Genomic DNA, 256 nt, shown 5'->3' with positions numbered 1-256 from the left:
GACGTGAATGGCCGCCGGAATCTTGCCCGAGGCACGGGACATGCGCCCGTGGGTGACCAGGGCCATCTTGAGACCGCGATCCTGCAACACGCCCAGGTAAGGCGTCGTCTTGTGTAGTTCGGGCATGCCGTTGCTGCGGGGCCCCTGGAAACGCACCACGGCAACGAAATCGCGCTCCAGCTTGCCGGCCTTGAACGCCTCGACCAGCCCCAGCTGATCCTCGAACACCAGCGCCGGCGCTTCAACCACCTGATGC

General features: G+C 65.2%; 1 pseudogene. It reads right to left on the bottom strand.

Annotated elements, in window-relative coordinates:
- Positions 1 to 256, bottom strand: a pseudogene (locus GYB81_RS23715) (dihydroxy-acid dehydratase domain-containing protein); the annotation flags it as partial.

It is taken from the genome of Pseudomonas yangonensis (genome assembly GCF_009932725.1).
GTDB lineage: Bacteria > Pseudomonadota > Gammaproteobacteria > Pseudomonadales > Pseudomonadaceae > Aquipseudomonas > Aquipseudomonas yangonensis.
Note: the sequence above shows the minus strand (reverse complement) of the source record. Positions and strands in the feature narration are given on the sequence as shown.